23 protein-coding genes are annotated in these 20,597 nt (G+C 70.0%); 15 read left to right on the forward strand and 8 right to left on the reverse strand.

Features of this window, described 5'->3' with window-relative positions:
* Positions 1-13: 13 nt before the first annotated feature.
* The gene (locus GEMRO_RS0108280; protein ID WP_027133610.1) at positions 14-700 is read left to right on the forward strand and encodes a Fe2+-dependent dioxygenase; all 687 of its coding nucleotides are present in this window, start codon (positions 14-16) and stop codon (positions 698-700) included.
* Positions 697-1,419 carry a tetratricopeptide repeat protein gene (locus GEMRO_RS28465; RefSeq protein WP_051328847.1) on the forward strand — a complete coding sequence of 241 codons (723 nt, stop codon included), beginning with the start codon at positions 697-699 and terminating at the stop codon, positions 1,417-1,419. Before GEMRO_RS0108280 ends, GEMRO_RS28465 begins: the two co-directional genes overlap by 4 nt.
* Here the strand turns inward: GEMRO_RS28465 and GEMRO_RS28470 are convergent.
* From GEMRO_RS28470 to GEMRO_RS28475, 3 genes are read right to left on the reverse strand one after another with little or no spacing between them, the layout of a single operon-like run.
* Positions 1,341-2,753 carry an efflux transporter outer membrane subunit gene (locus GEMRO_RS28470; protein ID WP_157505506.1) on the reverse strand — a complete coding sequence of 471 codons (1,413 nt, stop codon included), beginning with the start codon at positions 2,751-2,753 and terminating at the stop codon, positions 1,341-1,343. The two genes, GEMRO_RS28465 and GEMRO_RS28470, sit on opposite strands and share 79 nt — an antisense overlap.
* 4 nt (positions 2,754-2,757) lie before the next feature.
* Complete coding sequence (locus GEMRO_RS0108295) at positions 2,758-4,743, reverse strand: MacB family efflux pump subunit (protein WP_035484956.1); 1,986 nt, start codon at positions 4,741-4,743, stop codon at positions 2,758-2,760.
* Positions 4,740-5,876 (reverse strand): efflux RND transporter periplasmic adaptor subunit, encoded by a 1,137-nt coding sequence (locus tag GEMRO_RS28475; RefSeq protein WP_051328849.1) that lies wholly within the window; start codon positions 5,874-5,876, stop codon positions 4,740-4,742. The genes GEMRO_RS0108295 and GEMRO_RS28475 overlap by 4 nt, the downstream gene beginning before the upstream one ends.
* Positions 5,877-6,401: 525 nt before the next feature.
* Here GEMRO_RS28475 and GEMRO_RS0108305 point away from each other — a divergent pair.
* From GEMRO_RS0108305 to GEMRO_RS0108315, 3 genes are all read left to right on the forward strand, one after another.
* The gene (locus tag GEMRO_RS0108305) at positions 6,402-6,875 is read left to right on the forward strand and encodes a phasin family protein (protein ID WP_027133612.1); all 474 of its coding nucleotides are present in this window, start codon (positions 6,402-6,404) and stop codon (positions 6,873-6,875) included.
* Positions 6,876-6,891: 16 nt separating this feature from the next.
* Positions 6,892-7,713, forward strand: a complete 822-nt coding sequence (locus tag GEMRO_RS0108310) for a class I SAM-dependent methyltransferase (RefSeq protein ID WP_035484958.1) — start codon at positions 6,892-6,894, stop codon at positions 7,711-7,713.
* 106 nt (positions 7,714-7,819) lie between these two features.
* Entirely contained in the window at positions 7,820-8,239 is a 420-nt protein-coding gene (locus tag GEMRO_RS0108315) for a cupin domain-containing protein (RefSeq protein ID WP_027133614.1), read from the forward strand.
* 36 nt (positions 8,240-8,275) lie between these two features.
* Here the strand turns inward: GEMRO_RS0108315 and GEMRO_RS0108320 are convergent, their stop codons facing one another.
* Positions 8,276-9,394 carry a linear amide C-N hydrolase gene (locus tag GEMRO_RS0108320; RefSeq protein ID WP_051328850.1) on the reverse strand — a complete coding sequence of 373 codons (1,119 nt, stop codon included), beginning with the start codon at positions 9,392-9,394 and terminating at the stop codon, positions 8,276-8,278.
* Here GEMRO_RS0108320 and GEMRO_RS34150 point away from each other — a divergent pair.
* From GEMRO_RS34150 to GEMRO_RS0108335, 4 genes are all read left to right on the forward strand, one after another.
* On the forward strand, positions 9,393-9,608 hold the full coding sequence (locus GEMRO_RS34150) for a hypothetical protein (RefSeq protein WP_157505507.1): 216 nt from the start codon (positions 9,393-9,395) through the stop codon (positions 9,606-9,608). The two genes, GEMRO_RS0108320 and GEMRO_RS34150, sit on opposite strands and share 2 nt — an antisense overlap.
* A gap of 234 nt (positions 9,609-9,842) precedes the next feature.
* Complete coding sequence (locus GEMRO_RS0108325; RefSeq protein ID WP_027133616.1) at positions 9,843-11,528, forward strand: formate--tetrahydrofolate ligase; 1,686 nt, start codon at positions 9,843-9,845, stop codon at positions 11,526-11,528.
* A 380-nt stretch (positions 11,529-11,908) separates the two neighbouring features.
* Positions 11,909-12,124: a hypothetical protein gene (locus GEMRO_RS0108330; RefSeq protein WP_027133617.1), complete on the forward strand. Its 216-nt coding sequence runs from the start codon at positions 11,909-11,911 to the stop codon at positions 12,122-12,124.
* Between the two features lie 66 nt (positions 12,125-12,190).
* The gene (locus GEMRO_RS0108335; protein WP_084506708.1) at positions 12,191-13,957 is read left to right on the forward strand and encodes a M10 family metallopeptidase; all 1,767 of its coding nucleotides are present in this window, start codon (positions 12,191-12,193) and stop codon (positions 13,955-13,957) included.
* Positions 13,958-14,878: 921 nt separating this feature from the next.
* On the opposite strand, the gene GEMRO_RS0108340 is transcribed toward GEMRO_RS0108335, so the two are convergent.
* Positions 14,879-15,955 carry an ATP-dependent 6-phosphofructokinase gene (locus tag GEMRO_RS0108340; protein WP_027133619.1) on the reverse strand — a complete coding sequence of 359 codons (1,077 nt, stop codon included), beginning with the start codon at positions 15,953-15,955 and terminating at the stop codon, positions 14,879-14,881.
* Positions 15,956-16,053: 98 nt separating this feature from the next.
* Between GEMRO_RS0108340 and GEMRO_RS0108345 the strand changes: the two genes are divergently transcribed.
* The gene (locus tag GEMRO_RS0108345; protein ID WP_027133620.1) at positions 16,054-16,263 is read left to right on the forward strand and encodes a YdcH family protein; all 210 of its coding nucleotides are present in this window, start codon (positions 16,054-16,056) and stop codon (positions 16,261-16,263) included.
* Between the two features lie 37 nt (positions 16,264-16,300).
* Here the strand turns inward: GEMRO_RS0108345 and GEMRO_RS0108350 are convergent, their stop codons facing one another.
* From GEMRO_RS0108350 to GEMRO_RS0108360, 3 genes are read right to left on the reverse strand one after another with little or no spacing between them, the layout of a single operon-like run.
* Entirely contained in the window at positions 16,301-17,392 is a 1,092-nt protein-coding gene (locus GEMRO_RS0108350; RefSeq protein WP_035484961.1) for a 5-(carboxyamino)imidazole ribonucleotide synthase, read from the reverse strand.
* A 33-nt stretch (positions 17,393-17,425) separates the two neighbouring features.
* Positions 17,426-17,914: a 5-(carboxyamino)imidazole ribonucleotide mutase gene (gene purE, locus GEMRO_RS0108355; RefSeq protein WP_027133622.1), complete on the reverse strand. Its 489-nt coding sequence runs from the start codon at positions 17,912-17,914 to the stop codon at positions 17,426-17,428.
* Between the two features lie 11 nt (positions 17,915-17,925).
* Positions 17,926-18,156 carry a carbon storage regulator gene (locus tag GEMRO_RS0108360; protein WP_027133623.1) on the reverse strand — a complete coding sequence of 77 codons (231 nt, stop codon included), beginning with the start codon at positions 18,154-18,156 and terminating at the stop codon, positions 17,926-17,928.
* Between the two features lie 108 nt (positions 18,157-18,264).
* Between GEMRO_RS0108360 and flgB the strand changes: the two genes are divergently transcribed.
* The 5 genes from flgB (at position 18,265) to GEMRO_RS0108385 (ending at position 20,596) form a co-directional block, all read left to right on the forward strand.
* Positions 18,265-18,684 (forward strand): hypothetical protein, encoded by a 420-nt coding sequence (flgB, locus tag GEMRO_RS28480; RefSeq protein WP_051328851.1) that lies wholly within the window; start codon positions 18,265-18,267, stop codon positions 18,682-18,684.
* Positions 18,685-18,769: 85 nt separating this feature from the next.
* Positions 18,770-19,177: a flagellar basal body rod protein FlgC gene (flgC, locus tag GEMRO_RS0108370; protein ID WP_027133624.1), complete on the forward strand. Its 408-nt coding sequence runs from the start codon at positions 18,770-18,772 to the stop codon at positions 19,175-19,177.
* A 42-nt stretch (positions 19,178-19,219) separates the two neighbouring features.
* Positions 19,220-19,534, forward strand: a complete 315-nt coding sequence (locus GEMRO_RS0108375; RefSeq protein WP_027133625.1) for a flagellar hook-basal body complex protein FliE — start codon at positions 19,220-19,222, stop codon at positions 19,532-19,534.
* Positions 19,535-19,550: 16 nt separating this feature from the next.
* Positions 19,551-19,829, forward strand: coding sequence for a flagellar biosynthesis protein FliQ (fliQ, locus tag GEMRO_RS0108380; protein WP_027133626.1), 279 nt, complete (start codon positions 19,551-19,553; stop codon positions 19,827-19,829).
* Entirely contained in the window at positions 19,826-20,596 is a 771-nt protein-coding gene (locus GEMRO_RS0108385) for a flagellar biosynthetic protein FliR (RefSeq protein ID WP_027133627.1), read from the forward strand. The genes fliQ and GEMRO_RS0108385 overlap by 4 nt, the downstream gene beginning before the upstream one ends.
* Position 20,597: the final 1 nt, after the last annotated feature.

Consider the following 20,597-nt stretch of genomic DNA (forward strand, 5'->3'; position numbering starts at 1 on the left):
GGGAAGCCCGATCATGCTGGTTCAGATCAAGGACGTCCTCACCCAGGACGAAGTCGCCCACGTCCGCAGGGTCCTGGAAGAGGCCGCCTGGATCGACGGCAAGGCCACGGCCGGCGAACAGGCCGCCAAGAGCAAGTTCAACCTGCAGATCCCGGAGGGCTCGCCGGCCGCCCGTGAATGCGGCGAGATCATCCTGCGAGCACTCGCACGCAGCCCGATCTTCAACTCCGCCGCCATGCCGCTGCGCGTGCTGCCGCCCATGTTCAACCGCTACGACACCGGCATGAAGTTCGGCGCCCATGTGGACGGCGCCATCCGCGGGATCCCTGGCGCCGGCGGGATGCGGATGCGCGCCGACGTGTCCTCCACCCTCTTCCTCACCCCGCCCGAAGACTATAACGGTGGCGAGCTGATCATCCACGACACCTACGGCAGCAAGGCGGTGAAGCTGCCGGCCGGCAGCATGGTGGTCTACCCGGCCACCAGCCTGCATAGCGTCACCGAGGTCACCCGCGGCAGCCGCTGGTCCTCGTTCTTCTGGACCCAGTCCATGCTCAAGAACGACGGCGAGCGCGCCCTGCTCTACGATCTGGACATGGCGATCATCGAGACCCGCCGTCGGCTGCCCGACGACAGCCCGGCCGTGCTCGGCCTCACCAACGTCTATCACAACCTCCTGCGCCGCTGGGCGGAGCTGTGATCCCGGCGGACGAGGTCCGCCGGATCCGCACTGCCGCCACCTTCGGCTCGACCCGCGCCCAGGTCCTGCTGGGCCAGATCTGCATCGACGGCAACGGCGTGCCGCGCAGCCGGACGGAGGGCCGCCGCTGGTTCGAAAAAGCCGCGGCGGCCGGCAGCGTCGAAGGCATCAACATGCTGGGCCGCTGCCATGAGTTCGGCTGGGGCGGCCCGGTGGACCCGGTTAAGGCCGCCGAATGCTACCGGCATGCGGCGTTGCGCGGCTATGACTGGGCGCAGTTCAACCTGGCCGGTCTCCTCCACGAGGGCCAGGGCGTCCTTCGCGACCGCCGCCAGGCCTGCGCCTGGTACCTGCGCGCCGCCCGCCAGGGCCATGCCAAGGCCGCCAACATGCTGGGCCATTACCGGGAGGAAGGCTGGCTGCACCGGCCACGGCCCCGTTCCGCCTTCTTCTGGTATGCCCGCGCTGCCCGGGGCGGCGACTTCCGCGGCCAGTTCAACCTGGCCCGCCTGCTGTTCGCCGCCGGCAGCCGCGAGCCTGCGCTGATCTGGCTGGACCGGGCGATCGAGGGCGGCATCCCGGATTTCTGGGCCGACATCGCGCCGGTGCTCTCGGCCCATCCCGACCCGTCGCTGCGCCGCTACGGCAGGCGTGCCTCGATGCTGGCGGCCGCCGGCGGATCGGCGGGCGCCTCCCAGCCGCCGCCCAGCGCCCGGTAGAGGCTGACGCTCGCGGTGTAGCGGGCGAGGTCGGCCTGGGTCAGGCTGTCGGCCGCGCTGAAGCTCGCCTGCTGGGCCTGCAGCACCGAAAGGAAGTCGGTGGCGCCGCTGCGCCAGCGCAGCTCGGCGATCCGGTAGGCTTCCCGCGCGGCGACATAGGCGGCCCGGCGCAGCTCGAAGCTGCGCTTCGCGGTGTCCAGCGCGATCAGCGCGTCCTCGACATCCTGCAGGGCGGTCAGGATCGCCTGGGAATAATTCGCCGCCAGCTCCTGGAAGCGCGCCACCGCCTGGTCTTCGCCCGCTTCCAGGCGGCCGGCGTCGAACACCGGCGCCGCCACCGCACCCGCCAGCGACCAGACCGCCTGGTCCAGGGACAAAAGGCCGCCCAGGTCGCTGCTCTGGTAGCCCCCCGACGCGGTCAGCGCCACGACCGGGAAGCGCGCCGCCCGCGCGGCCTGCGCGTCGTAGCCGGACGCGGCCAGCTCGGCCTCGGCCCGGGCCAGGTCCGGCCGGCGCCGCAGCAGTTTGGACGGCAGCCCGGCGATCACCGGCGGGAGGTCCAGCCGGTCCAGGGTCGGGGCGCTGACCTGCAGCGTTTCCGGGCGTCGGCCGAGCAGGACCGCCAGCGCGTTGGCCTGGCGGCGCTCGTCGCCCATGAGACCGGCCATCGCCGCCTCCTGGCTGTTCACCGCCGAGAGCTGCTGCTGCACCTCCAGGTCGGAGGCCTGCCCGGCTCCCGCCTGCACCCGCACGATCCGCAGGACCCGCTGGGCTGCCTCCAGCGTGTCCTCCGCCAGCGCCAGCCGGTCGCGCAGCGCCAGCAGGGTGAAATAGGCGTTGGCGGTGTCGGCGGTGAGCGTAAGCGCCAGCGCCTCCTGGTCATAGACGCTGGCCAAAAAGCGCAGATCCCCGGCGGTGGCGCGGTCGCGCAGTTCGCCGGCCAGGTCCAGCTCGTAGGAGGCCGAGAGCGCGGCGCTGTAGCTGGTGCGGGTCTGGCCGCTGTTGCCGGAGCCGGTGCCGCGGCTGGCGCCGGCATTGGCGTCGAGGCTGGGGAACAGCGCCGCCCGGGTGATCCTTGTCTGCGCCTCCGCCTGCGCCACCCGCTGGGCCGCGGCCAGCAGGTCGCGGTTGTTGGTCTCGGCTTCGGCGACCAGCACGTCCAGCTCCGCGCTGCCAAAACCCCGCCACCAGCCGGGATCCGGCCAGCGCGGTGCGGCCTCGGCGGGCATGGCGGCGAACCGGTCGCCGGTCGCAGTCGGGGATATCGCCAGCCGGTCGCCGAGATCGCAGGCCGAGACGATCGCCGCGGCGGCGAGCACGAGCAGGACACGCATCACGTCATTCCGCCGAGAGGGCTGCGACCGGGTCGAGCCTTGAGGCCTTGCGCGCCGGCAGGTAGCCGAAGATCAGCCCGGTCGCGACCGAGCAGCCCAGCGCCAGCAGGATCGGGCCGCCGGTGATCAGCACGGGCCGCCCGGTGGCGGACAGGCCGAGGGCGATCCCCAGCCCCAGCAGCAGGCCGACCGCGCCGCCGACCAGGCAGACGGCCAGCGCCTCCGCGTTGAACTGCAGGAGGATGTCGCGCGGCCTGGCCCCGGTCGCCATCCGCACCCCGATCTCCCTGGTGCGCTCGGTGACGCTCACCAGCATGATGTTCATCACCCCGATCCCGCCCACCAGCAGCGAGATCAGCGCGATCGCTCCCAGCAGCACGGTCAGCGCGTTCTGCGACTGGGTCGCCATGTCCAGGATCGCCGCGGTGTTGCGGATCTGGAAGTCCAGGCTGCCGTGGCGGGCCTGCAGAAGCGCGCTGACCGCGGCCTCGGTCTCGTCGATCTGCCCGGTGTCGGCCACCTGCACCGTGATCGAGCGCACGAACGGCTTGCCGTGCAGCCGGAGCTGGCCGGTGGTCAGCGGCACGAACACCACGTCGTCCTGGTCGGAGCCGAACGGGGTGGCGCCCTTGGCCGCCATCACCCCGATCACCTGGAACGGTATGCTGTTCAGGAGCACGTACTGGCCGAGCGGGTCCTGGTCCGGGAACAAATTGGTCGCGACCGTCTCGCCCAAGACGGCGACCGCGGCATATTCCTTCAAGTCGGCCTCGGTGAAGAAGCTGCCTGATGCCACCGGCCAGGCGCGTACGTCCGGCAGGGACGGCACCGTGGAGTTGCTCTGGGTGGTGAGGTCGGCCCCGCCGGCGCGGGCTGTCACCGCGAAGATGTATTCGGAAATCGCGCCGCGCACGTTGTCGAGCCGCTCCAGCGCCAGCCGGTCGGCATCGACCAGGGTCGCGACCGTGCCGTCGCTGCTGCGCATGTTGCGCGCACCCGGGCGGACCAGCATCAGGTCCGGGCCCATCGCCGAGATCCGGTCCAGCACCTCCTTCTTGGCGCCGTTGCCGATCGCCAGCAGCGCCACCACTGACGCCACCCCGATCACCACCCCCAGCAGGGTCAGCGCGGTGCGGAACAGGTTGGCCGACAGCGCCCGTGCCGCGGTCTTCAGGATCTCGCCGGCGATCGGCAGGGCGGAGGCCGCCACCGGCTGGCGGGCCTCGCTCTGGGTGCGCGGCGCCGGCAGCACCGGGCCGCTGTCGGCGATGATCCGGCCGTCGCGCATCTCCACCAGCCGGTCGGCCTGCTGCGCCACGCCCCGGTCATGGGTGATCAGGATCACGGTGTGGCCGAGGCCATGCAGCTCGCGCAAAAGCCGCATCACCTCCTGGCCGCTCGTGCTGTCGAGCGCACCGGTCGGCTCGTCGGCCAGGATTACCTCGCCGCCGTTCATGAGCGCGCGGGCGATCGACACCCGCTGCTGCTGCCCGCCGGAAAGCTGCGCCGGCTTGTGGTCCAGCCGCTCGCCCAGCCCCAGCATGGTGAGCAGCTCGGCTGCCCGCTCGACCCGCGCCGCCTTGGGCATCCCGGCATAGACCGCCGGCACCCCGACATTCTCCAGGGCCGTCTCGGTGGCCAGCAGGTTGTATTGCTGGAACACGAAGCCGAACCGGTCGCGGCGCAGTGCTGCCCGCTCGGCGGGATCCAGGTCGCCGACCTCCTCCTCGTCGAAGCGGTAGCTGCCGCCGCTCGGGTGGTCGAGCAGGCCCAGAAGGTTCATGAGCGTGGTCTTGCCCGAGCCCGACTGGCCCATGATCGCCACGAACTCGCCGCGGCGGATGTCCAAGTCGACCCCGCGCAGCGCCAGGACCTGGGTCTCGCCACGCACGAAGGTGCGCGCGATGCCGCGCAGGCTGATCAACGGCGGCGGGGCCGGGGCCGGCCGCTGGTCGCCCCTGGGCGGCCTGGCCTGGACGTGCAGGCTCACAGCCTGGGCCCGAACGAGGGGCGGCGCTCCGTGCCGCCGGCCGCGGGCTGGCCCTTCAGAGCAACCCGCTCGCCGGGCTTCAGGCCAAAGACCACCTCGGCATGGACCCGGTCGCTCACCCCGATCTCGATCCGGCGGGTCTCGATCCCGCCAGCTTCATCCACCACCTGCACGGTCCGCGCGGCCGGGCCCCCGCCCGGCGCCGGGGAGAGCGCCGTCAGCGGCACCACCGGCACGTCCTTGGCCTCGGCCCGGATGAAGAAAGCCTGGACGCTCATCTGCGGCAGGAGCTGGCCCTCCGGATTGGCCACGTCGAACAGCGCGGTATAGAGCGTGACGTTGTTGACCACTTCGGGGGTCGGATAGATCTGCCGCAGGGTCGCCCGCAGATGCTGGTCGGGGCGGCCCAGCGTGTTGAAGCGCACCGGCATCCCGATCTCCAGCTTGGGCTGGTCCGCCTCGGACACCTGCACCTCGACCGTCATGGTGGCGAGGTCGGCGATCCGCAGCAGGATCGGCGCCGACTGGTTGGCGTTGAGGGTCTGGCCCTGCACGGCGGTGACCGAGATCACGGTCCCGGTCATCGGCGCGTCGATCCGGGTGAACGAGAGGTTGGTGCGGTCGGCGGCAATCGTCGCCTCCTGGCCGGCGATCTGCGCCCGGGTCTGCATGATCTGGGCATCCAGGACCCGCACCTGCGCCTCGGCGGTGTCGAGCTGGTCGCGGCTGGTGGCGTTGCCGCGGAACATGGTGCGCTGGCGCTCGGCCTGCGCCTCGGCGAGGTCGCGCTGCGCCTCCTGCTGCGCCAGCACGCCGTTCAGCCGGGCGAGTTCCGCCGTGTCGGTGGACAGCCTGGACTGCAGCACCCGGGAATCCAGCTCGGCCAGGAGCTGGCCCTCGGTCACCCGGTCGCCGATCGTGGCGTCCAGCCGGGTGAGCTGCCCGGAGACCTGGGCGCCGACATCGACATAGGAGGCCGGCTCCACCGTGCCGAGCGCGCTGACGAGGTCGGCGACGTCGCCGAGTTCCACCTCGACCGTGCGCGGCCCGGTCTGGCCAGACGGCTCCTGGCCCCGCCACCAGACGAAGCTCCCCGTACCCGCCGCGAGCAGGACGAGCAGCAGCACCGGCACCAGCCAGCCGGTCCGTCGCCCGGGTCGGGTTGCGCGCCTGTCACCGGTCCGGGACGTCCCGGTGACAGATGGAGAAAGTTCGCTCATCGCCCTCCGCATCGGACGGCGACGCGTCCAGGCCAGTCTCGTTTTCGACCAACCGATAGGCCGCGTTCGCTTCTGGATTATGTGCCGCTCTGTAACGTCAGGTTACAAGGCGCGGATCGCCCGAACCCGTGTTCTCAGCGAGCTTCGGCCGGCGGCAGTCCACCAAGCAAGCGAGGAGCCTGCCTCCTGATCTGGGAGACATGGAAAGTAAAACTCACATTCTTAGGGTTCGCATTGCGATACCAAACTTAAAATACAAGAAAAATACAAACATGAGTCTCATGAATACTGCAAAATTCTCCAATACACTGATGGGTAACATTCAAACTCATGTTGAACTAGCATTTGTTTGATTCGACCTGATATCCGCAATGCTGCATTGCAGCATACAACATGGAATGATATGGATCTGCCACCTCCCAGGCGGATGAACGCAGCATGACAGCCATCGATGCCCTCTTTTCGACGGCCGGCCGGAATTCCAGCCAGACCAGCGAACTCGCTTATGCCTCCACGGAAGTCGTGCTGCACCGCATGCGGCTGGGCGGTATCGCCGCGGTCGACCCGGCCAATGCCGATCACCGTGAATTCGCCAGGATGCTGCCGGAAAAGGTCCGCGCCTTCCAGGATGCCGGGTCGGTCCTGCTCGGCCACTCGACGCAGATGGGGCAGGAGATGGCCAAGCTGATGGTGGACGAGGCCAGGCATGCCGCAGCCTCGGCCACGGCGGTCCTGACCAGCGGCAGCCCGGCCGGGATGCTGGCAGCCCAGGCGAGCGCTGCTATGTCCTTCGCGGAGCGGCTGGTCGCGCAGGCCGGCGCGCTCTGGCAGATGAGCCTGGATGCCCAGGCAGCGGCGGTGGCGCCGATCCACCGTGCCGCGACCGACAATGTCGCGCGCCTGCGCGGCTGACGGAAGGGGGGCGGGCATGCCGGTGCCGAAGCTGTCCCCGGATCTGGACGGCGTCCCGGAAACCATGCTGTGGCCGCTCTACCACCGTGCCACCGAGGCGCGCCGTCCGGACGGCATCCTCCATGATCCGGACAGCATCCGGATCATGGACGCCCTCGACTACGACTTCCCCGGCCATTTCGGCATCCCGGGCGGTTCGCTGGCGATGCGGGCCGCCGAGATCGACCGGATCCTGGTGCAATGGCTGGAGGACCATCCGGACGGCCTGGTCGTGTCGCTGGGCGAGGGGCTGGAATCCCAGTCGCGCCGGGTCGACAATGGCAGGATGCGCTGGCTGTCGGTCGACCTTCCCCAGTCGATCGCGCTGCGCGAACGCTTCCTGCCGCCGACCGACCGCTTCCGCCACCTGGCCATGAGCGCGCTGGACCCGGCCTGGATCGATCAGGCCGACACCACCCGGCCGGTCCTCGTCGTGGCCCAGGGGCTGTTCATGTATCTGGAGCCGCAGGCGATCGAGCTTCTGCTGCGCGCCATGGCGACGCGGATGCCTGGCGCTGGCCTGGTGTTCGACACCGTGCCGGTCTGGCTGTCGCGCCTGACCCTGTTCGGCCTGTACTGGACTCCCGGCTACCGGCTGCCGCGGATGCCCTGGGGCATCGGCCGGTCCGCGATCGAGCCGACCCTGCGCCGCTGGTGTTCCGGCCTGGGCCGGATCCAGATCCACCCCTATGCGCCGCCCCGCGGCCGTCCGGCCGTCCTGCACCCGTTCGCGGCGGCCACCTTCCTGCTGCGCGATCAGCTGCCGACCCTGGTGACGACGCAATTCGGCGAGGCGTGAACCCCGCTCCTTCCGCGACATACCCAGAAGATCCGGCCTGCGGGTGTCACCTGGCCGCCAACCGGGTATGGGTTCTGCCATGGCGCATGGCAGGCGAGGAGCAGCGATGACGACGGAGCAGGCAGGAACCACCATCCATCTCGGGCCGGGGCAGGGCCGCACCTATCCGCTGGGTGGGATGACCGCGGTGTTCAAGGCGGATGGCGCCGAGACCGGCGATCGCTATTCGGTGTCGGAATGGTGGCTGGAGCCGCACAGCACCGGTCCGGGCGCCCATGCCCATGACCGGAACGACGAGGTCTTCTACGTGCTGGAAGGTGTGGCCAGCATCCTGGTCGGCGACATCTGGCACGAGGCGCCGCAGGGCTCGTTCCTGCGCATCCCGGCCACCGTCCGCCACGACTTCCAGAACCGGAGCGATGGCCGCATCGGGCTTCTGAACTTCTTCATCCCGGGCGGGTTCGAGCAGAACATGCCGGCGATCGCCGCCTGGTTTGCCGCCAACCCGCCGGACCCGCCGGCCTGACCTGCCCCCGGTGGCCGGGGACAGGGCGCTGCCGGCTCAAGGGAGCGGCAGGATCGCCGGATCGGCGCCGGACGGAAGCGGCGCGGTCACGATCCGGTCCGCGTCGAGATCGACGTCCGTTAGGTCGATGCTGCGCAGCACCTGGTCCTCATAGGTCTTCACGTAGTAGCGCCGGTTGGCGAGGTCGGCGATCGACGACCACTGCGTGTATTCCAGCGGCGCATCGGCCTGGTCCTTCTCCCGGACCCAGCCCTTGGGAATGTCGAAATTGTTCAGGATGTGCTCGGCCAGCCGGACGCTCTCGAGGCCGCCCGGCTGCTTCTCGACCGACATCGTGTAGCCGAGCGCCCGGATCAGGCGCGACGGCGGCGTCGGGTCGCCCGGGACCCCGAGCAGGCCGGAACCCTGGCCAAGCTGGGCGAACGACGTTCCTGCCAGTTCCAGCGGCGGCGCGTTGTCGGCGGACAGCTTGATGTAGTTGCGCAGGTTGGTCAGGTGCCAGTCGAAGCCCGGTGCGTTGGTCATGACGCCCAGCGGGTTGTCGTAGACCTTCAGTTCGCCGTCGACCGGCTCCACCACCAGCGACGCACCGGACGGGTCGTGCAGCGTGTAGTGGAACGGGGGCACGAACCCGACCCCCTCCGGCTTCACCCCGATCACCGACACGCTGGCCAGCGCCGCCTTCACCTCGGCCACGGTCGCAAAGCTGGTGAGCGCCCAGGTCAGGAAGTCCCAGGGCGCCAGCGCCGTGGCCGGGTCGGCCTTGGCCGGATCGGCATAGCCGGCGAAGTCGGGGAAATAGAGGATCCCGCCGGTCAGCCCCTTCTCGTTGATCCCGTCCACCACCGCCGGCAGGTCCAGGCCGTTCAGTCCGACCACGCCGTACTTGCCCGTCCAGCGCATGCCCGGCTGGCCGTCGGGGCCGGTCGCGGCCAGGGCGAGCTTTCGGGGGATCACGATCGCCTCGGACTTCAGGTCGAAGCCGAACTCCATGGTCCGGCCGTAGACGGTGCCGCCGTCCGCGGTGGGGATCGTGAAGCTCGTGCAGGCCTGCGCCACCTGCGGAACCGCCAGGGCCGCAACCGTTGCAAGCGCGGCGACGCGGCGGGTCGCCTGGCGCCAGCACTTCCTCGCGCGGACGGGGATCGGTCGCATGGGAGCCTCTTCGGAATCAGGATTGGTTGCAGAAGATCGTGCTGGTTGTGTTGGTATGATCAGGCACGACCAATGGGTTCCGCCCGACCATGACCAGGAAATGGCCGGCGCGATAGTGCGGTTGGTAGACTTATTTGTTTTATCCGGAAATTTCTTTGCAAAAGCAGCTTCAGATACTGATGTTGCTCGGGCGCAGCAGGATGCTCTGTCATGAGAGTGGTCGGCCTCGCCATTGCCAACAGGGAGGTCGTCCGGCTCGACTTTGCGCCGCCTCCTGGGGTGCGATATGTCCGTGGCCGACCGGAACCGCCCAGGCTGGCCGTTCCGGCCGCTGCCGGCAGGCTGGTGCAAGATCAGGTCGCTCCGAAGCTATCCTGTTCCGGCCAGTCTGTGCTCATTGCTGGCCAGAGAGCGGGCCGCCCGACCGGCCGATAAGGGAGTTCGAGACATGCCGAGCGACATCGAAATCGCCCGTGCGGCAAAGATGCAGCCGATCCAGCAGGTCGCCGAGAAGCTGGGCATCGCCGCCGACGAACTGCATCCCTATGGCCGCGCCGTCGCCAAGGTTGACCATGCCACCATCGACCGGCTGAAGGACCGCCCGGACGGCAAGCTGGTCCTGGTCACCGCGATCAACCCGACCCCGGCCGGCGAGGGCAAGACCACCACCACCGTGGGCCTGGGCGACGGGCTGAACCGGATCGGCAAGAAGGCGATGATCTGCCTGCGCGAGCCGTCGCTCGGCCCGTGCTTCGGCATGAAGGGCGGAGCCGCCGGCGGCGGCTATGCCCAGATCGTGCCGATGGAGCAGATCAACCTGCACTTCACCGGCGACTTCCACGCCATCGGCAGCGCCCACAACCTGCTGGCCGCGATGCTGGACAACCACATCTACTGGGGCAACGAGAGCAGCCTCGACCAGCGCCGGATCGCCTGGCGCCGGGTGGTCGACATGAACGACCGGGCGCTGCGCCAGATCACCAGCTCGCTGGGCGGCGTCTCCAACGGCTTCCCGCGCGAGGACGGCTTCGACATCACCGTGGCCTCCGAGGTGATGGCGGTGTTCTGCCTGTCCACCAGCATGGCCGACCTGGAGGAGCGCCTGGGCCGGATGATCGTGGGCTATACCCGCGACCGCAAGCCGGTGCTGGCCAAGGACATCAAGGCGCCCGGCGCCATGGCGGTCCTGCTCAAGGACGCGTTCATGCCGAACCTGGTCCAGACCCTGGAGAACAACCCGGCCTTCGTCCATGGCGGCCCGTTCGCCAACATCGCCCATGGCTGCAACTCGGCGATCGCCACCCGCACCGCGCTCAAGCTGGCCGACTACGTGGTCACCGAGGCGGGCTTCGGCGCCGATCTGGGTGCCGAGAAGTTCTTCGACATCAAGTGCCGCAAGGCCGGGCTCACCCCGGACTGCGCGGTGATCGTCGCGACCATCCGGGCGCTGAAGAGCAATGGCGGGGTCGCCAAGGACGATCTGGGCACGGAGAATCTCGACGCGCTGAAGAAGGGCATCGTCAACCTCGCCCGCCATGTCCGCAACGTCCGCAAGTTCGGCGTGCCCTCGGTGGTCGCGATCAACCATTTCGTCACCGACACGCCGGCCGAGCACGACTTCGTGCTGAAATACTGCCGGGAAGAGCTGGGCGTGGAGGCGTTCGTCTGCGCGCACTGGGCGGAAGGGTCGGCCGGGATCGAATCTTTGTCCCAGCACGTGGTCCGGCTGTGCGACGAGGGCCATCCGCTGGACGGCCGCGGCTTCACCCATCTCTATCCCGACGACATGCCGCTCTGGGACAAGGTCAAGACCATCGCCACCGAGATCTACGGGGCGGAGGACATCATCGCCGACAAGAAGATCCGCGACCAGTTCAAGGAGCTGCAGGCGGCCGGCTACGGCCATTTCCCGATCTGCGTCGCCAAGACCCAGTACAGCTTCTCCACCGACCCGAACCTGAAGGGAGCGCCGTCCCACCACATGGTCCCGATCCGCGAGGTGCGGGTGTCCGGCGGTGCGGAGTTCCTGGTGGTGATCTGCGGCGAGATCATGACCATGCCGGGCCTGCCCAGGCGGCCGGCGGCGGAAACGATCCGCATCGATTCCGAGGGGCGGATCGACGGCCTGTTCTAGGCCGCCGCCAACGCCTGGATACCCCCGGATGCGTTGAACCGGCCGCCCCGCCTGTTCCCCCGTCGATCGCGTAGGATTGCGGGGGCGCGGCGGGTCCGATCGCAGACCGGGCCGATGGCGGGCGGAACCGGCCGCTAGCCTCGGCTCGCTCGGCATCTCCGTGCCATTGTCGCCGAAGGTCCGCCTTTTCGACCTGGCGCCGGTTCGCCTGGCCGCCCATCTGCGCTGCCAGCATCCCCGCTTCAGCCAGCGCCCCGCCCGGCGATCTCCAAATCTCGGTCGATCTCGACTCGGCCGAGTTCGCCTCGCCGGCTCTTCTGCCGGGCCTGGACCGCGCCCTCTCCGCAAGCCGGCTGCCACCCCTGGTCCGGCGGATCGGCATGGATCGCAACGCGGGCGAGGAGGTCCGCGCCATCGCCTTGCTGGCCGGGAAAACCGCCCTGCGCGTCGCCGCCATGGAAGTGGAGACCAAGGGCCAAGGCCGCCTTCTGGATGGCGGCCGGCTGATCGTTCGCCGAAAGCTGTTCGCTTCACCCCGCCTGGATCCGCATGCCTGCCCTGCTCCGGCCCCCAGGCCGTGGATTTCCCCGCATTAACCTCGTCTTAAGGACCAATCGGTAACCTTCACCCCCGGAACAGTGGCTTCGGGGACGGGATGGTCCATGACGGCATCGACGTTGCGGCAGGCGGATGGCCAGGCCCCGTTCGTGGCGGGGCTTCCTGGGCCGGACCTGGCGGCCCCGCGGCCACTGGAAGTGGCGCCGGCCGGCGGCTCCAGCCATGTCGGCGCCAGCGCCACCGGCGATGCGGCCGTTGATTCGCTGATCGCCGGCACGCGCTGGCAGCCCGACGCCGACGGCGGGCTGACGATCGCCTACAGCTTCGCCTCGCTCGCCTCCTCCTGGCGGATCGGCTACGGCAACGACGAGCCGGGCTTCTGGGCCGGCGACTTCTCCGCCGCCGAGAAGGCGGTGATCCGCCAGGCCCTCGGCGCCTGGTCGGCGGTGGCCGACATCAGCTTCGTCGAGGTGGCCGACAGCGAGGCGGCAGTGGGCGACATCCGCTTCGGCCGCTCGATGCTGCCTTCCACCGCCTGGGCCTACCTCCCGGGTGGCGAGGCCGAGCACGGCGACATCTGGCTGGGCCAGCAGCGCTTCCCGACCATCGAGGAGCCGGACCTGGTCGACTGGATCTATGCGCCCGGCACCTGGCGCTACTTTACCCTGATGCACGAGATCGGCCATGCGCTGGGCCTCGTCCACCCCCATGACGGCGACGGCGTGGGTGCCGCACTGGATCCCGCCGCCGACTGGATCGGCGCCTCGATCATGAGCTACCGCTCCTGCCCGGGCCAGGCCGCGTTGCAGGGCTATGGCGTCGAGTTTTACCCGACCACGCCCATGGGCCTGGACGTGGCGGCGATGCAGTCGCTCTATGGCGCGGCCGAGGCCCAGGCCGGCAACACCGTCTGGCGCTGGAGCGAGGATGCGCGGGTGTACCAGACGATCTGGGACGCAGGCGGCATCGACACGATCGACTGGTCGAACCAGGTGAACGCCGCCACCATCCGGCTGGCCGAAGGGAGCTGGTCGGAGCTGGGCGATCCCTACCGCTGGAGCGTGGAAGGCGGCGGCAGCCTGCCCGGAACCCTGTTCATCGCAGCCGGCAGCGTGATCGAGAACGCGCTGGGCGGCGAGGGCGGCGACCGGATCGAGGGCAACGGGCAGGCCAACCGGCTGGAAGGCATGGGCGGCGACGACCTGCTGTTCGGCGACGGCGGAGCCGACGCCCTGTTCGGCGGCGCCGGCGACGACCGGATCGAGGGTGGCGACGGCGACGACCTGGTGTCCGGCCAGCATGGCGGCGACCTGATCCTGGGCGGCGAGGGCGACGACTGGCTCCATGGCTTTGCCGGCGCCGACCGGCTCTTTGGCGAGGGCGGGCGCGACGTCCTCTCGGGAGGCGACGGCAGCGACCGGCTCTATGGCGACCTTGGCGACGACCTCCTGGATGGCGGCAGCGGCGACGACTTCCTTTACGGCGGGGTCGGCGACAACCGCCTGTCCGGCGGCACCGGCGCCGATCTGGTTGCCGGGGGCGGCGGCAGCGACTGGCTGGTGGGCGGCGCCGGCGCCGACCTGCTGGACGGCGGCAGCGGCGACGACCTGATGTTCGGCGGTGCCGGCGACGACCTGATCATCGCCTGGTACGGCCAGGACACGATCGATGGCGGGGCCGGGACCGACACGCTGTCGGTGGCGTTCGATTCAACCGGCTACCGGGTCGAGGGAACGCTCACCGCCGGCCGGTTGGTGGATATCGGTCCAGGCGACGGCGATCTGGGCATCGACAGCCTGCGCTCGATCGAGGCGGTTCAGTTCCTGGACCGGACCCTGGTCTGGCAGAACGGCCAGTGGCTGGAAGGATGATCCCGACCTGCCGAAGGACCGGCCTGGTCGCAGCCATGACGGGCCATGCAGGACCGGATGCAGGCCAGGGGCTTCCTGCCAGGGTCGGCGCGAGCCGGACCAGCGGGCGGCGACGGGTCGATCGCCTGGGCCCTGGATGGCTCGGCACGTGAACACGGCCCGGCTGGGCTGGAGCGCCAGGCGCATGGGAACGCGGTGACGCGCTGCCAGGCAGGGCTGCACGACCGGCCGGATGGGCCTGATGCCGGGCGAGCCGGCTGCCTTGAAGGCCCGGATGCCATGGAATGTCGCTCCGGAGCGGGATGGGGAGAGTGCATGGCCATGAGTGGATTTGGGCGGCTTTCCCGAAGCAGCTGAGGGGGCCTGCTCGGCGTTTGGGGCATGGGCCGCCTGCTTTGGCCCCTTCACCTGATCCGGCCGACGACATGCCTCGGGCATGATCCCAAAGAATTGGCCTTGTCGGCCGTATCGGGATTGGAACGCCGGCCGAGGCTTGTCCGGACCAGCGGCTACGGCCGTGGGATCAGGCTGGAGCGGGATCCGGCCGGAAGGGCTGGATCTGTCGGCGCTGGTATTCACGCTGGATGCGCCCGTCCGGCCCTGCCAGGAAGCGCTCCCCGAACTTCTACCTGTTCGCCACCCCCGGCCCTGGAGGATCAGGCCTTCTCCCTCGTTCTGCCTGACCCCGACACCCGGCCAAGGAGCCTGTTCCTGCCGAAGAGCTGTCCAGCCGGGCGAGACCGGCATCCACGCTCCCAGGCGGCCTGAGGTACAACCGGCATGGCGCCGCTGCACCGGCTGCTTCGGGTCCAACCTGGTCGAGCGGGTCTGGCCAGGGCTGGCCAGAGCGCTTGCACTCCCGCCGCGTGCCCGATGGTCGCCAAAGCCTCCTCGCCGGCCCGCCTGGAACCGGCCGGCGGCTCAGGCAGGCTCGCCGAACGAAATCCCCAGGCCGCGGGCGGTGTGGACCAGCGTGTCGTTGGGATCGACGGCGCGGGTGCCGGCGGTCACCGCCTCCAGCGGCACGTCCACCACCCGGCGGTCCTGCCAGGCGACCATCCGGTCGAAGCGGCCCTGCGCCACCAGGTCGACCGCGCTCACCCCGAAGGCGGAAGCGACGATCCGGTCGAGCGGCGAGGGCGAGCCGCCGCGCTGGACATGGCCCAGCACGGTCACCCGGCTCTCCGCCCCGGTACGCTTGGCGACCTCCTCGGCGATCACCCGGCCGATCCCGCCATAGCGGCTCTGCCCGTGCGCGTCGGTGACCATCCGCACCGACCCCTCCGGCGACTTCACCGATTCCGCCACCACCACCAGCGAGAAGTTGCGGCCGATCCGGCGCCGCTCCTCGATCTTCGCGCAGACCGCCTCCAGCCGGTAGGGGATCTCCGGGATGAGCACCACGTCGGCGCCGCCGGCGATCCCGGCAGACAGGGCGATGTAGCCGGCATCCCGGCCCATCACCTCCAGCACCATCACCCGGTTGTGGCTGGCGGCGGTGACGTGCAGCCGGTCGACCGCCTCGGTGGCGATCTCGACCGAGGTGGAATGGCCGACCGCGTGCTCGGTGAGGTCGACATCGTTGTCGATGGTCTTGGGCACGCCCACCAGGTTCCAGCCGCCGGCAAGCGCAAGCTTGCGCAGGATCGCGAGGCTGCCGTCGCCGCCGATCCCGATCAGCGCGTCCAGGCCCAGCTCATGGTAGCCCTGGATGATCTCCCGGGAGCGGTCGACCGTGCCGCCCTCGCCGTTCGGGTAGGCGTAGGGGTTGCCGCGGTTGGTGGTGCCCAGGATGGTGCCGCCCAGGTGCAGGATCCCGCTGGTGGTCTCGCTGGTGAGCGGGATCGCCGCAACCGGCCGGCACAGGAGGCCATGGGTCGCCTCGCGGATGCCGAACACCTCCATGCCATGGCCATAGACCGCCCGCAGCATCACCGCCCGGATCACGGCGTTCAGGCCGGCGCAGTCGCCCCCGCTGGTGAGCACGCCAAGTCGCATCTGCCCTCTCCCGGAAACCTCGACTGCCTGCCAAGCTGCACGCCCAGCTGCAAACTGGTATAGTCGATCGCCTGCAGCGGGGAGAGACCAAGCGGACGATGGCCGATGAAATCGACAAGCGCGAGATCGACACCGAACTCGAGGGGCTGAGGGCTGCCCACCGCGCCCTGGACGACCTGATCCGTCAGCTGACCGCCGAGGGGGCGGCCGACCAGCTGCGCGTCCAGCGGCTGAAAAAGCGCAAGCTGATGCTGAAGGACAGGATCAGCACGATGGAAGGCGACCGCATCCCCGACATCATCGCCTGACGACCGGCCAGCCGCCTTCGCCGGATCCGGCTTTCGGTCAGCCGTCCAGCCCGTCCGGGCGTTCGCCTAGGGGGAACAGAAGGTTGAGGTGGCCCATCTTGCGGCCGGGCTTGGTTTCGGTCTTGCCGTAGAGATGCAGGCGCAGGCCGGGCTTGGCCAGGAGCTCCGGCCAGGCCTCGGCCTCGAAGCCCAGGAGGTTGCGCATCAGCGCGTCGTGGTGGCGGGCCGGGCTGCCCAGCGGCAGGCCGCACACCGCCCGGACCAGCTGCTCGAACTGGCAGGTGGCGCAGGCATCCATGGTCCAGTGCCCGGAATTGTGCGGCCGCGGCGCCAGCTCGTTGACCAGGACCCGCCCGTCCCTGGCCAGGAACATCTCGACCCCCAGCACGCCCACCAGGTCCAGGGCCACCGCGATCTGCTCGGCCATCGCCACCGCCTCGGCGCGCTGCGCCTCGCTCAGGCGGGCAGGGGCCAGGGTCAGCGCCAGCACATGGTCGGCATGGCGGTTCTCGACCGGGTCGAAGCTGGCCTGGCTGCCGTCCGCGCCGCGCGCGGTCACCACCGAGAACTCGAAGGCGAAGTCGACGAACGCCTCCAGGATCGCCGGGCCGCCGCCGATCCGCTCCAGCGCGCCCTGGACGTCCGCCGGCGTGCGCAGGGCGGTCTGGCCCTTGCCGTCATAGCCTAGCCGGGTGGTCTTCAGGATGGCGGGCAGCCCGACCCGTTCGACCGCCAGCGCCAGCTCCGCCTGGTCGGCCACCGGGGCGAACGGGGTCACCCCGATGCCCAGCCCCTCGACGAAGCGCTTCTCCGCGATCCGCTCCTGGCAGACCGCCAGCACCGCGGTGCCCGGCCGGACCGGCACGCGCTCGGCCAGATGCTCCACCGTGGTGGTCGGCACGTTTTCCCATTCCAGGGTGACCACGTCGACCGCGGCGGCGAACCGGTCGAGGGCGGCGCGGTCGTCGAAGGCGGCGCGGGTCTGCGCCGCCGAGACCAGGGCCGCCGGCTGCTCGGTCTCGGGCGCGAAGACATGGCAGCGATAGCCCAGCCGCGCGGCGGCCAGCGCGGTCATCCGGCCGAGCTGGCCGCCGCCTAGGATTCCGATGGTCGAGCCGGGCGGGATCATGGGCACGTGCAGGGTCCGTCCAGGAGGAAGAGGTCAGTCCTCGACGCTGTCCGGCACCGATTCGGTCTGGGCCAGCCGCCAGCTGTCCAGCCGGGCCGCCAGCTCCGGATCGCCCAGCGCCAGGATCGAGGCGGCGAGCAGGCCGGCATTGATCGCCCCGGCCTTGCCGATCGCGAGCGTGCCGACCGGAACGCCCCCCGGCATCTGCAGGATCGAGAGCGCGCTGTCCACACCGCCCAGGGCGGCGCTCTGCACCGGCACGCCCAGCACCGGCAGGGGCGTCAGCGAGGCGATCATGCCCGGCAGGTGCGCGGCCCCGCCGGCACCCGCGATGATCACCCGCAGCCCCCGGTCGCGGGCGGTGCGGGCAAACTCGAACAGGCGCTCGGGCGTGCGGTGGGCGGACACCACCCGGCTCAGATGCGGCACGCCCAGCGCCTCCAGGGTCGCGCAGGCATGGCGCATCGTGGCCCAGTCGGACCGGCTGCCCATCACCACCGCGACGCGGGCCGCCGGATCCATCGCGCTGCTGCTCAAGATGACGTTTCTTTCCGCTCGGGAAGGTCCAGAAGCGCGCCCGGATCGGCGGCGGCCTGCTGGTTGGCCTGCTTGATCTGCAAGAAGACCTCCTCGCGCAGGACGCTGGCCTCGGGCGGGAAGTTGAAGCCGAGCTTCACCGTCCGCCCCTTCATCTCGATGACGCGGACCTCGATGGCATTGTTGATGATGACCGCCTCACCCGGGCGGCGCGTCAGATAGAGCATCGATCCACCCGCCACCGTTTCAGCGAGAACGCAACGATTTGTTAACCTTAACGGCGTTAGGCTGCAACTGCGCCCGGATGGAATGCCGCACGCGAGGAGTGATCTTTCATGGTAGCGGTCAATTCGCGGTTGTTCACCCTGTTGTCGGCCCGGCAGGGCTGGCTGGCCGACCGCCAGACGGTGCTGACCCGCAACATCGCCAATGCCGACACGCCGGGCTTCGTGCCGAGCGACCTGTCCGAGGCCGAGTTCCGCCGCCGGGCGACAACCCTTGCCCGTCCGGCGCCCAAGGTGGCGATGGCCGCGACCGATTCGTCCCACCTGCCGCCGGTCCGGCAGGCCGACCTCGCCGACGCCCGGCCGCGCAGCGCGCAGGGCTGGGAGGTGGCGCCGTCTGGCAACGCGGTGGTGCTGGAGGAGCAGGCGGAGCTGATGGCGCACACCCAGCTGAACCACCAGCTCGGCAACGACCTCTACCGCAAATACGCCCAGATGTGGCGCACCGCCGTGGGCAGCGGCCGTGGTTGAGCCGCGGCGGCCGGGCCGGCCGGGGCGCAGGTCCCGGCCTGAGCAGGCCGGTGGCCGATAGCCCCCCGACAGGAAAGCACGACCCATGGATCTCGAAAGCTCGCTGGCCATCGCCGGGGCAGGGATGAAGGTGCAGAGCTCGCGGATGCGAGTGACGGCCGAGAACCTGGCCAACGCGGATTCCACCGCGACCACCCCGGGCGGCGACCCGTATCGGCGCAAGACCATCTCGTTCGGCGAGGCGTTCGACCGGGCAAGGCAGCTGGATCTGGTCGAGGTCCGCCGCTACGGCACCGACCCCGCCGAGTTCCGCACCGAGTACAAGCCCGGCCATCCCGCCGCGGATGCCGACGGTTATGTCCAGCTGCCGAACGTCGAGCCGCTGGTCGAGATGATGGACATGCGCGAGGCGCAGCGCTCCTACGAGGCCAACCTGAACGCCTTCGAGGTCAGCAAGAAGATGATGCAGCGCACGATCGACCTGCTGCGCTGACCCCCCTCCCTGTTCCCCTGATCCGAACTCTGGAGACTTTCGATGAGCATCGAGATCGGCCCCAAGGCCGCTGCCGCCGCCTACCGCCGGGCCCTGGAGCGCATCGCCGGACCGGGCGGCGCCGAGGCGCCGGCACCTGGAGCCAGCTTTGGCCAGCTGGTCCAGGACCAGCTGGGCGAGGCCATTCAGTCCGGCCGGCTGGCCGAGCAGAAGAGCGCCGAGGCGCTGGTCGGCAAGGCTGACCTGCAGCAGGTGGTCGAGGCGGTGACCGCGGCCGAACTGAACCTGTCCACGGTGACCGCGGTGCGCGACCGGGTGGTCGCCGCCTACCAGGACATCATGCGCATGCCGATGTGACGGCCGGGACGTCCCGATGACCCCGGAGCAGGTGCTCGACCTGGTGCGCGAGGCGATCTGGCTGATGGTCCGGATCGGCGGGCCAGTGATGCTCACCGCGGTGGTGGTGGGCCTGGCCGTCTCGCTCCTGCAGGCGCTCACCCAGATCCAGGAGATGACCCTGACCTTTGTGCCCAAGGTCCTGGCGATGTCGCTGGCGCTGGTGCTGGCCCTGCCCTTCATGCTGGGCGAGCTGCGCGCGTTCACCGAGGAGCTGTTCGCCCGGATTGCCGTGGTCGGGACCAGCCAGGAGTGAGCGGCCTGCTCGCCGAGCTGGTGGTCGCGGACGTGGTCGCCTGCTTTTTGGTGTTCGCCCGCATCGGCACCGCCATGATGATCCTGCCGATGTTCGGCGAGCCCTGGCTGACCATGCGCGGCCGGCTGGTGATGGCGCTGGTAACCGCCTTCGTGCTGGTCCCCGCCTCCGGCGTCCAGGCCCCGCCGGTGCCCGACCCCGCCCGGATGTTCGTGCCGGTGGTGAGCGAGATGGCGGTGGGCGCGTTCCTGGGCCTGCTGGTCCGCTCGGTGTTCGCCGCCCTGCACGTCGCCGGCGCCACCATCGCCATGCATGCCGGGCTGCAGGTCGCCTCGATGTTCGACCCGAACGAGGCGACCCAGTCGACCATTCCCTCGATCCTGCTCTCGACCACGATCCTCACCCTGATGTTCGCCGCCGACGCCCATCACTTGCTGCTGGCCGGCCTTGCCCGCAGCTACGAGGTGCTGCCGTTCGGCCTGCTGCCCGACGCCGGCTACCTGTCCGAGGCGATGACAAGGGCCGGCAGCCGCGCCTTCGACCTGGCGTTCCGCGTGGCCGGCCCGGTGATCCTGGTGGCGCTGCTGCTCAACGCCGTGCTGGGCGTGATGAACCGGATGATGCCGACCCTGCAGGTCCTGTTCATCGCGGCGCCCTTGCAGATCATGGTCGGCCTGTTGGTGCTGGCGGCGGCGCTGGGCTCGATCGGCTCGTTGTCCCTGCGCTTCGTGGCGCTGGCCTGGACCGACGTCCTGGGGGACCTGTGAG

It is taken from the genome of Geminicoccus roseus DSM 18922 (assembly GCF_000427665.1).
Classification (GTDB): Bacteria; Pseudomonadota; Alphaproteobacteria; order Geminicoccales; family Geminicoccaceae; genus Geminicoccus; species Geminicoccus roseus.